Origin of the sequence: Rossellomorea sp. SC111 (genome assembly GCF_024733565.1) — a bacterium.
Taxonomy (GTDB): domain Bacteria; phylum Bacillota; class Bacilli; order Bacillales; family Bacillaceae_B; genus Rossellomorea.
In genome coordinates, this window is record NZ_JANIOC010000007.1 from 231,446 (window position 1) to 242,411 (window position 10,966).

A 10,966-nucleotide genomic window follows, 5' to 3' on the forward strand; every position below is an offset into this window, starting at 1 on the left:
GCCGGACGAAAAATAATGGGTGAAACTATTTTTAAATGTCGGAAGCTAACACGATGTCCCCCTGAGGAAGCTGACTATTGGCATCGGGTTCAAGGGTGATCGCCACCGTATCCCAATCCTTCTTCGTGAACTCTTCATTGAATTTGAAGACAACCGAACCTTTACCGTCCTTGCTCGTGACGAAAGTTCCGGCGCGCTCAGGTTTATCATCTTTAATGAGCCATACCTGGTAAACTTCTTCATTTGAAAGATCCTGCAGTTCAGAAGCCTGGACGACCATGCTTGTTTGTACACCCTGCTTGATGATGCTTGCGGTTCCCTTGGCATTTCCATTCACAGCAGCGAGATCCACATATTGTACGACCTGATCGATCGTTGCCTGTTCCACGACTTCATTCTGATCTTCAAGCTGTGTAAACAGATACGCATTGCCGATTAGAGATAGGGCTAATGCTGCCGCCACAGAAGGGAGGAACCATGCCTTCTTTTTCTTTTTGGATGTTGGCTCTATGTCTGCCGTCCGTTTCTCTTCTCCGAGAATGCCGGCCATCACACGGTCTTCCAGGTCCATAGGAGGTTCGACAACATCAGATGCGAAAGGCATAAAATCTATTAACTGCTCCAGTTCATGAAGCTCCTCCTGACACTGGGAGCAGCTCTTCAGATGTTTCTCAAATTGAGCTTTCTCGAGTTGGGATAAATGTCCGTTGTAGTAATCCAGTAAATGATCGCATTGTTGTGTGGTCATTCGAATGTACCTCCTTTCCCTTTTAGACACGTGTGTAAATGTTTCAGGGCTAAACGAATTCTTCCTTTGACTGTTCCAAGAGGAGTATCTGTCGACTCAGCGATGGATTGTTGAGTCAATCCTTTAAAATAGAATAATTGAACGATTCTTTGCTGGTCATCCTTCAATGATTGGATACAGTCCCTGATCGCGGTCCCTTTTTCCTTCCACTCCAGTTGATCGGCGGGAGTTTCATAGGTCACCTGAAGGGAATCCTTCTCTATATATTCAACAGACTCGTGTTTCTTGCGTCTGCGTAACGAATCAAGGCACGTGTTTCTCGTCATCGTTAACAGCCATGATGAGAATTTTCCTTTACTATGATCGTATGGAGAGTGCTTCTTCCAGAGCTTCATGAAAACCTCCTGGATCACTTCCTCTGCGATTTCACGGTCCCCAGTCATTTTATACGAGAACGAATAGATCAGTTTTTCATATTGCTGATAAAGCTGTCGTAATGCAGTCGAATCTTTTGCTAAAACTTGTTGATACAGTTCTATATCCTGACGGTCATTGGGCATAGTACGCTCCTTATATTTGACATATAAAATAAGAATACTAAACAACGGAGCGGAACTCAATTTTAATAAGCTAACGAGGGTAGTAAGGATTTGGATCACAAATGTTTGGAAAAAATGTTAGTGGGGTAAATAGATGGGTTGTTTTAGGTAAAAAAAAATCCCCCAAAGGAATGGGGGATTTCTTCTGCTTATTTTACTTTTTGCAGTTTGTGAATCACGGATAGGGAACGTCCTGTTCCTATTGCCACTGATTCAAGTGGGTTAGGAGCTAAGTGAACAGGTACAACGATTTCCTGGCTCAACCAATCTTGTAGTCCGTTTAATAATGCTCCGCCACCAGTCAGAATCACACCGCGATCAACGATATCCCCACTAAGTTCTGGAGGACAATTTTCCAATGTCGCACGAATCGTTTCCAAGATGTGAAGGAGGGATTCCTTCAATGCATCCTGAATTTCATTTGATGATAGTTCAATCGTTTTAGGAAGACCTGTGACAAGGTCACGTCCACGGATATCCATCGTTCTTTCCTCATGGTCGATCAATGCCTGACCTACTTCGATTTTCACCAATTCAGCCGTTCTTTCACCAATCAATAGATTGTAACGTTTGCGTACGTACTGGACGATATCTTCATCCATTTGATCTCCACCGATACGGATCGTGTTACAGGAAACGACACCACCGTAAGAGATGATCGCCACTTCCGTCGTTCCACCACCGATATCAACGATGACGTTGGCAACAGGCTCACCGACAGGCAGGTCAGCACCGATGGCAGCAGCCACAGGTTCTTCGATTAGCGTCACGGATTTCGCACCGCTTCCTCTTACTGCATCCTGAATCGCTCTTCTTTCAACACTTGTCGCACCGGATGGCGTACATACGACAACCGTTGGCTTACGGATTGAGAATCCCAGTTTTTTACTCGCTTTTTTCATTACTTGCTTCAGCATTTCAGTTGTCACATCAAAGTCGGCGATCACACCATCTTTAAGAGGGCGAACAGCCACGATCTTTCCAGGTGTTTTCCCAATCATGCTTTTAGCTTCGGTTCCAACGGCCAATACCGTTTTGTTTTCAGTGTCAATTGCCACAACAGATGGCTCATTAAGTATAATTCCTTTATTTTTACTATAAACAAGTATATTTGCAGTTCCTAAATCGATCCCAATTTCAGAGTTTGATAACATCAGTATTCCTCCAACTATAAGAATTCTACACAGTATAACCTTCTATACAGTATAGGAGATTTTCGGGGGTTATGAAGGTGGAGATATTTACCACCGACAAATTGTTACAAACTATGACAGATGTGAAAGCGTCCCTCAAAAAATAAAACGTTTCTACAGAGCCTTTTTTCATACCCCAATATGTATATAGGGACGGACCTGCGCTTTTTGTTCGTTAAAAAAATTTAAACGTTCTGTAATAATAATAGGGGTGATTTTGACTAGTGAAACGGAGTCGGGGAGGGAAGGCATAGGGGAATGGTGTGAGGTTATTGTAGAAAAATGGGAGTTGGTGGCGAATAGCCGGCAATCGGGTAACCGTGGAACTGGAAATTAGCGAAAATCTTATTTTATCAGCGATTTTCCACATATATCAGCGAAACATCCATTTCCCATTGTTTTTCTCTAATCATTAAAGGAGAGGATGCCCCATCACAAGGCATCCTCTCAATCTATTAAAGCGTAAACCGCTCTAATTGTTTCTTCATGTCGGACGTCATCTTGTTCAATTCGCCCACTTGCTCATTCATACGTTCAAAGTATCGAAGCTGTTCTTCCGTGGATGAAGAAATTTCTTCAGTACCGGCGGCGGTTTCTTCCGTGATGGCTGAAATGTTTTCAATGGCGGCAATCACTTGATTGGTGCGCTCAGAAGAGGCAAGCATTCCGCTCTCGAGCTTGGCGAGATTATCGAATATAGTAGAAACATTTCCAGAGATTTCTTCAAAAGCCTGCTCCGTCACACTCATAGAATCAACCTGCTGGGTGGAAAGGGTTTTCCCTTTATGGGAAGCATCCATGATGGACTGAATACCCTGTTGGATATTCCCTACCATGCTGCCGATCCGCTCTGTGGCAACGGATGAGTCTTCCGCAAGCTTCCGCACTTCCTGGGCTACAACGGCGAATCCTTTCCCGGCGTCTCCTGCCCGGGCGGCTTCGATCGCTGCATTCAACGCAAGGAGATTCGTTTGATCTGCAATTTCCCTGACCGCCTGTGCGGCATTCTCGATCTCCCCCGTATATTGGGCGAAGGATTCAACCGAGTCCATGATAGTGGACGAAGATTCGGCAATCATCCCGGCAAATTCCTGCTGCTTATTTAAGGAAGTTCGGCCGTTTCTGACAGATCTCATTGCGACTTTGCTACTCTCGGAAGATTCTGCACTCTGTTCGACATTCCGGGCAAAGTCATCACCCATTACAGCCATAAGGGAAGCGGTGGATTGAATATCTTCAGAAATCGATTGGCTTCCTTTGGCGAGCTCCTCCGTGGAAAGGGCCACCTGGTTGCTGCTTTCCGTCAGATTCGACATTTGAGAGCGGACATCCTGTGTGAATTTTTCTACATTGGATCCGATGTCATGAACGGATTGGACCGTTCTCCGAAGATTTTCGACCATAAGATGAAACGCCGTTTGAAGCTTATCGACTTCGAATCTGCTGTTCTTCTCTTTAACTGAGTCGATTGTGATCGTCAAATCTCCGTCGGCCAATTTTTCAGCGTTTTCTACCATTCGGTTCAATGGCTTTACGATTCTCCTTGTAAGCAGGTTTGATGCTAATAGAGAGAGGAAGATCGTCACGACGAAACCGATGATGGAAGCCCAGACGATGAACTGGATTTCACTCTTGTTCTCTTTTAATAAACCCTGGTACCAATCATTTGTTTGTTTATTCAGTAGATACATATCGTTCAGAACCCCTGAAATACGTATCGACTGACGTTTGATCTCTGCTTTGTTCATTTCACTGAGAGCGGAATCCGAAGCCGACTTCAGTTCGGTGAATTTTGACTCTATGGAAGACAGGGTCTCCTTTTGATCTTTAACGGAAATGAGTTTATTCAACTCAGTGATTTGAGCCGTGGTTTCTTTCAATAAACTTTCTACCATTTGTTTATTTTCTTCCGTCGAATTGACTGAGTAGTTCGATAGGGCTTGTTTCGTAATGATGAGATCCCCTCGTAATGTTTCCGTTTCGAGCAGTACCTGCACATCTTCCTTTGCAGAATTCTGGAGGGAAATCAATTGAGAAACGATATATCCGATAATAATGGTCGAAAGGACAAGGGGAATCAGCCCCAAGATCAGTAAACGTTTTTTTAGTGGCATGACTTTGCTCCTTAGCTGAATTTATGGCAGTGTGACCGTGATATCTCCCGAGATGATCTTGCTTTTAGCGTCTTCCAGTTTCTTCGTCTCTTCTGGAGTCAGACTGGTGACACGGATCGGGGCAAGGCCGACTCCGTCTTCTTTAAGACCGAGTTCATAAGCGTGCTGAGAGATTTTTCCGTCGGAAATAAGTTCGTTTGTAATATTAAAAACAGCGTTGTCGACTTTTTTGACCATGGAAGTGACAACAGATTTTTCGGCAATGAAATATTGATCTGAATCGACTCCTCCAGAAAGATGACCTGCACTTTGAGCAGCCTGGATGGCCCCAACTCCTGTAAAACCGGCAGCCGGGTAAATAAAGTCCGCGCCTTGTTTCATTTGTTTCTCTGCAATCTCTTTGCCCAGTGCTGCGTCACCGAAATTATTAGCATTGTCTTTTAACACTTTAATAGAAGGATTGATATATTTCGCACCCTGTATATAACCTTTTTCAAAGCGCGCGATGACCGGTACATCTGCTCCGCTGATGAACCCGATCGTGCCTGTCTTGGATTTCATGGCGGCAACCATACCGAGAAGGAAACTTCCTTCATGCTCTTTAAATGTAATCGACGTAATATTATCCATTTCTGAAAAGCCGTCTATCAATAGGAACTTTTGACCTGGATTTTCTGCTGCCACCTTTTCAAGGGCATCCTGAATCGAAAAGCCAAGACCGATCACAAGATCATGATCCTGTTCAACCAGTTCCTGAAGGGCTCCTTCGAAATCCCCGTCCGGTGCTTCTCTATAATCAAATAAAATACCCAATTCGTCACGGGCACGTTCTAGCCCCCTGAAGGCAGAATCATTAAATGAACCATCGCCAAGCCCTGTGTCTGAGAGCAGGATCCCGATACTATGTTGTTTCTCTGTGCTGGTTTCTTCCGTCATAGGCGTTGAACACCCCGCCACAAAAAGCATGACAAGAACAAACATACTGATTATATTCTTCAAACCGTAACCTCCAAATATGGTGATAATAAGACATGTTACATGTCCGTACCTCTGTATTATCGGAGGGACGGACCTATTTTTAAAGGAGATGTGGAAAAAAGTAGGTGGAGGAGCGGGAATGGGCATTGTCTGATTTACGGAGGGGTAAGAATAGTAGGATTTGGAGTGGACTTCTTCCCAGAAGCGGTGGGGGAGGTTGCCGGATGGGATATCGGCGAAATTCGAATATATCGGCGAACGCCAACTTATCAAAAAAAGGAGATGCTCTACAACAAGCATCTCCAACCATCTAATACGCTTTACGGAAAAATTCCGCCAGCTCTTCACTATGTTTTTTGCGTGCTTTACGGTGCTCGGCACGATTTTGGGCTGTTTCGTTCAGCCATTTCTCTTCTTCTGTTTCCGGCACGACTTCGGGGATGATCGCCGGCTTATTTCCTTCCAGTGCCACAAATGTTAAGAAGGAAATGGCCGCCACATTGGTTTCTCCGGTGAGAAGGACTTCGGAGGTCACTTTCACACAAATTTCCATGGAACTGCGTCCGGTGTAGGTGACGATCGCTTCCAATGTAACAGCGTCGCCGACTTTAATGGGCTGAAGAAAATCGACGGAATCCGTGGAAGCCGTTACGACGGGCTTGCGGGCGTGACGGGTGGCGGCAATGGAGGCCACGTCGTCTATATAGGCCATCAGTTTTCCACCGAACAACGTACCATGATGGTTTGTATCGGGTGGAAGAACGTGGGTCGTTTTACTTGTTTTCGTTTCTTTCATAAACTTTTTTTCTCTCAATGGTTTCACCTTCCGTTGTCAATGTGAAAAAAGATTACTACCTTATACTATTCACTAAATGGTGCCGGGAGAAACATAAATGTGACAAAAAATTATAGAAATATACTAATGATGATGGCTGTGATAAAGCTTGCCAGGGTTCCTGCAAGGATGGCTTTCAAGCTTAACTTCGATACCATCGGCCGTTGAGTCGGCTCTAATGAACCCAGTCCGACGATCAGCTGTCCGATGGAAGACAGATTGGCGAAATTACAAAGAGCGACTGAAAGGATCGCAACAGTCTTGGGTGAGAGATCGCTCATCATTCCTGAAAGTTCTTTGTATGCTACAAACTCGTTCACAGAAAGCTTCGTCCCGATGATGGACGCTGCCCGGAATGCTTCATCCATCGGTATGCCGACGAGTAGGGCAAGTGGATAGAAGACGTACCCGAATACGGTTGAAAGGCTTGTATCGACGAGACCGAGTAACCCATTTACAGCAGCTAGGATCCCGATGAACGCAATCAGTAATCCACCGATGTTAATCGCTAATTGAGTTCCGCTCAGGGCGCCTTCGGAAATCGCTTCAAACACGTTCGTATGAGTGGTTTTTCCTAATGAAATATCTCCGTTCGTCTTGGATTCTTCGGTTTCCGGTTCGATGATCTTTGAGATGACAAGGGATACGATGGGAACACTGAATACAGACAGAAGAAGGAATTTCATATCGATTCCCATCAGTGAGTATCCGATCAGGATGGCACCGCTCGCTGAAGCGGTTCCCCCGACCATGACGGCAAAAAGCTCGGAGCGTGTCAATTTTACTAAGTAAGGCTTGATCAACAGGGGAGCTTCCGCCAACCCGAGAAACGAATTCCCGATTGCGTTAAAGGATTCAACTTTTGTCGTACCCAGGATTTTTCCGAGTCCAATTCCGATATATTTCACGAAAAAAGGGATGATCCGTAAGTAGTAAAGAGCTGAGATCAAAGCTGAAATAAAGATGATGGCGCCTAACACATTGATGGCGAACACGAAGGAAATGTTCGTCCCTTTTTCAAAGAATCCCCCGAACACAAACATGATTCCTTCATTGCTGTAATCAATGACTTTCTGGACACCGAGGGCGGCTTTCTTCAAGACCGTTTGTCCAAACGGAACCTTCAATACAAAAAGAACAAGCAGAAATTCCAGGCAGATTCCGATGATGATCGTCCGCCATTGGATGGCTGAGCGGTTACTGCTCAATAGCCAAGCGAGAAATAGAACTCCAAGTAAAGATAAGATGCCATATACTAAACTCACACTATCAATCCTCCAAAATAGGTTCTTCATCGAATCCTCACGTTGATGTCGTATGATGTCAGACTTCTCGAGAAGGCAAATAAAAAAGTGCATGAAGACAATCTCTAAGTAACATAGGGAAAGTCTCCATACACTTATAGTCAGTATATAGCATGGACTTTCCTTATAGTCCGGCACTTTACGGCTGCCAGGTAGAGACTTATGGTCCATATCACCATAGATATATAAGGAATTCGTATGAAGTTATTTTTAAAATATGTTCTTTACTTTATCACAGGGAGAAAGCCCCCCACAACCATTTTTTCAAAAAGAATCTGGTGGAAAAACGTGGTGGTGCATTTTTACTATTTTTAACATTAACTCAATAATAATAGTTTACTAGTATAGCAATTGGGGAAGTTTTTCAAACACATGTAATAAATTTGAAGGGAAGAGGATCGATGTTTGAGAGTGGTTTGTTTTTTACAATTTTATCCTGTGTCTTTTTTATGGGATTGGTTGCGTGGGTTTCATACATAAAAACAAAGGGATCTTTGAATGATTCCACTGGTTATTTCCTGGCAGGGAGGGGGCTGACGGGAACGTTCATTGCCGGATCGCTGCTACTCACAAATCTATCGGCTGAGCAGCTGGTCGGACTGAATGGACAGGCGTTCCGTGCGAACCTGTCAAATATGGCGTGGGAAGTGACGGCTGCTTTCGCCATCATCACCATGGCACTGTATTTGCTTCCGAAATATTTGGGGAGAAGCTTCACTACACTGCCTGAATTTTTGAACCAGCGTTATGACAAGGGTGTCCGTCAATATACGACCATTCTCTTTATGCTAGGGTACGTGTTTGTAACGATTCCATCGATGCTCTATTCCGGGGCCCTTGCTGTCTTGAAATTATTCGATGTCCCTGAACTGCTTGGAATATCCTTTACTCAATCGATTTGGGTGATTGTATGGACCATCGGGATCATCGGCAGTATCTATGCTATTTTCGGCGGACTGAAGGCTGTGGCAATCTCTGATACGCTGAATGGCGTAGGGTTACTGATCATTGGGATTCTCGTCCCGATTTTAGGATTCTATGCTCTGGGGGAAGGAAACATCCTTTCAGGAGTAAAGGAAATTGCGACAAAGAATCCTGAAAAGCTGAATTCGATCGGGTCGGCATCGGATTCCGTCCCATTTTCAACCATCTTTACGGGTCTGCTTTTTGCGAACTTATTTTATTGGGCTTCCAATCAGTATGTGATTCAGCGTACGCTTGGAGCGAAAAACTTAGCAGAGGGACAGAAAGGTGTCATTATTTCAGGTTTCTATAAACTACTCGTTCCCTTTATGATGATGCTTCCAGGAGTCATTGCATTCCATCTGTATGGTGATTCTTTGAAAAGTGTTGACTTAGCATATCCAGCATTGATAAACGCCGTACTGCCACCTTATTTAACAGGGTTCTTCCTGGCTGTGTTGCTTGGAGCCGTGTTAAGCTCCTTTAATTCATTGCTGAACAGTGCAGCGACGCTTTTTGCCCTTGATATTTACAAGCCTCAGTTCAATCCGGGGGTGAGCGATCAGAAATTGATCACGATCAGTAAATGGTTCGGAGCGCTCCTGGCCGTAGTATCCATGTGTGTGTCCCCGCTATTGATTAACGCGACGGACGGATTATGGGACTTGATCAGACGATTCACGGGATTCTTTAATATCCCGATCATCGTGGTCCTGTTAGTGGGCGTATTTTCAAAGCGGATCCCGGCATTAGCAGCGAAAACAGTCATCATTCTTCATGTCATCACGTATTATATGCTCGTGTGGGGTACGGGACATCTTTTCGGCTACACCATCGATATCAACTTCATTCACATCTATGGGATTCTCTTTGTAGCAGAAGTGGCCCTGATGCTTGTGATCGGCTGGTGGAAACCGATGAAGAAACCGTACGAATACCGTTATAATCCGAGAGTGGACATGATGCCATGGAAATACAGCATTCCATTATCCATCGTCCTGATGGCTTCGGTCGTACTGACGTATTTCATCTTCTCACCTATTGGTCTTGCATATGAATCAGCTGTCATTTCACCTTATTTCTGGCCAGCTACCGGAGGACTGGTCCTCATGACGGCAGCACTCATAGTCTGGTCAATGAAAAGCTGGAACCAAAAATACAGAACCTATTTACTCAAAAACAAAACCTACAAACTGAATCGGACAAAAAAATACTCCATTCAACCAGATCTGAACGCCATCTACTCAACCAAATTGCTGAAATAAAAAAAGGGACGGACCTTCATTCCTATGACCTGGTCATAGGAATAGAGGTCCGTCCCTCTCATTTTATCTTGTGCGTTCTAGCAGGTTTGCCAGGACGTGTTTTTTGTAGGATTCTACTTTGCGTTCTTCGTGGCGGCGTACCCCCGCTTTTTTTAGTTCTTCTACGTACCAGCCTTTGCTTCCGATATGCATTGAAATAAACATCCTTTCTTTGCGTAGTATTGATTGGAATCTCCGACTAGCTCTTTACATGAGCTACGTTAAGATTGCTTACGGTTGTACATTGTAACATCTCACTTTTTATGGTGAAAGGGGGTAAACGAAATTTTTCGGATTCATCCTTTTCTGAAAATTTTTCAGGAGAAAATTAATTTTTTTATAATAAAAGTGATCCAAAAATGAACCGACTTCGTTAGCTTTGTGAAAATCGGATGCAGGAGGGGTTTCTGTTGGGATGATCGCAAATTGTACCTGGTACAATTCATGCTTTTTGTAGCAGGTACAACAGATACAGCACCACCCCAAAAAAACAATTCAGTGTCCGCTATTTGAATCGGAAGGAGGTGACAAGACGCAGTGCAAAAACGCCTAATTCAGGCTTTGCTTTTTCTTGGAGTCATCAGTATTCCATCCTTTGCTTCAGCAGAGGGAGGACTTCTCTCCAATGTGACAGATGGAGTCAACGCTGTCACTGACCACGCGACAACGACCGTGAATAAAGCCGTGTCCGCTCCTGACGAGGAGAAGGACAAGTCATCTGAGGATGGTCAGCAGTCGAAAGGAAATATCCTTTCCAATACGGTTGATTCGGTGACAGACACGGTCGATGAGACGACTGAATCGGTTACAGGTATAGTGAACGCTGCAACAAAGACCGTCGGAAACACAGCGAATAAAACCGTTGAACAAGCGACAAAGCCAGTTACAGATATCGCAGGGGACTCAGCGGCTCCTGTAGCGGAAGCGG

Annotated in this window: 10 protein-coding genes and 1 riboswitch; of the genes, 2 read left to right on the forward strand and 8 right to left on the reverse strand. The window is 44.5% G+C overall.

The window, feature by feature from the left end; all coding sequences use genetic code 11:
• Positions 1–31: 31 nt before the first annotated feature.
• The 7 genes from NQ095_RS11410 to NQ095_RS11440 all read right to left on the reverse strand — a co-directional run bounded on the left by NQ095_RS11410 (position 32) and on the right by NQ095_RS11440 (position 7,732).
• Complete coding sequence (locus NQ095_RS11410; protein ID WP_258263588.1) at positions 32–748, reverse strand: anti-sigma factor; 717 nt, start codon at positions 746–748, stop codon at positions 32–34.
• Positions 745–1,308 (reverse strand): RNA polymerase sigma factor, encoded by a 564-nt coding sequence (locus tag NQ095_RS11415; RefSeq protein WP_258263589.1) that lies wholly within the window; start codon positions 1,306–1,308, stop codon positions 745–747. The genes NQ095_RS11410 and NQ095_RS11415 overlap by 4 nt, the downstream gene beginning before the upstream one ends.
• A gap of 188 nt (positions 1,309–1,496) precedes the next feature.
• The gene (gene mreBH / locus NQ095_RS11420) at positions 1,497–2,501 is read right to left on the reverse strand and encodes a rod-share determining protein MreBH (RefSeq protein ID WP_034761217.1); all 1,005 of its coding nucleotides are present in this window, start codon (positions 2,499–2,501) and stop codon (positions 1,497–1,499) included.
• A gap of 494 nt (positions 2,502–2,995) precedes the next feature.
• Positions 2,996–4,654 carry a methyl-accepting chemotaxis protein gene (locus NQ095_RS11425; RefSeq protein WP_258263591.1) on the reverse strand — a complete coding sequence of 553 codons (1,659 nt, stop codon included), beginning with the start codon at positions 4,652–4,654 and terminating at the stop codon, positions 2,996–2,998.
• A 21-nt stretch (positions 4,655–4,675) separates the two neighbouring features.
• Positions 4,676–5,653, reverse strand: a complete 978-nt coding sequence (locus NQ095_RS11430; protein WP_258263592.1) for a BMP family lipoprotein — start codon at positions 5,651–5,653, stop codon at positions 4,676–4,678.
• Between the two features lie 289 nt (positions 5,654–5,942).
• Positions 5,943–6,446 (reverse strand): acyl-CoA thioesterase, encoded by a 504-nt coding sequence (locus tag NQ095_RS11435; RefSeq protein WP_258263617.1) that lies wholly within the window; start codon positions 6,444–6,446, stop codon positions 5,943–5,945.
• A gap of 92 nt (positions 6,447–6,538) precedes the next feature.
• Positions 6,539–7,732, reverse strand: a complete 1,194-nt coding sequence (locus NQ095_RS11440; protein WP_258263593.1) for a NupC/NupG family nucleoside CNT transporter — start codon at positions 7,730–7,732, stop codon at positions 6,539–6,541.
• A gap of 146 nt (positions 7,733–7,878) precedes the next feature.
• Positions 7,879–7,980: riboswitch (purine riboswitch) on the reverse strand.
• Positions 7,981–8,172: 192 nt separating this feature from the next.
• On the opposite strand from NQ095_RS11440, the gene NQ095_RS11445 reads away from it, so the two are divergent.
• Positions 8,173–9,999 carry a solute:sodium symporter family transporter gene (locus tag NQ095_RS11445; protein ID WP_258263594.1) on the forward strand — a complete coding sequence of 609 codons (1,827 nt, stop codon included), beginning with the start codon at positions 8,173–8,175 and terminating at the stop codon, positions 9,997–9,999.
• Positions 10,000–10,062: 63 nt separating this feature from the next.
• Here NQ095_RS11445 and NQ095_RS11450 read toward each other — a convergent pair whose 3' ends face one another.
• Positions 10,063–10,191: a YflJ family protein gene (locus NQ095_RS11450; RefSeq protein ID WP_258263596.1), complete on the reverse strand. Its 129-nt coding sequence runs from the start codon at positions 10,189–10,191 to the stop codon at positions 10,063–10,065.
• A 384-nt stretch (positions 10,192–10,575) separates the two neighbouring features.
• Between NQ095_RS11450 and NQ095_RS11455 the strand changes: the two genes are divergently transcribed.
• Positions 10,576–10,966: hypothetical protein (locus NQ095_RS11455; RefSeq protein ID WP_258263597.1), on the forward strand; the 391-nt coding region annotated here is incomplete at its 3' end.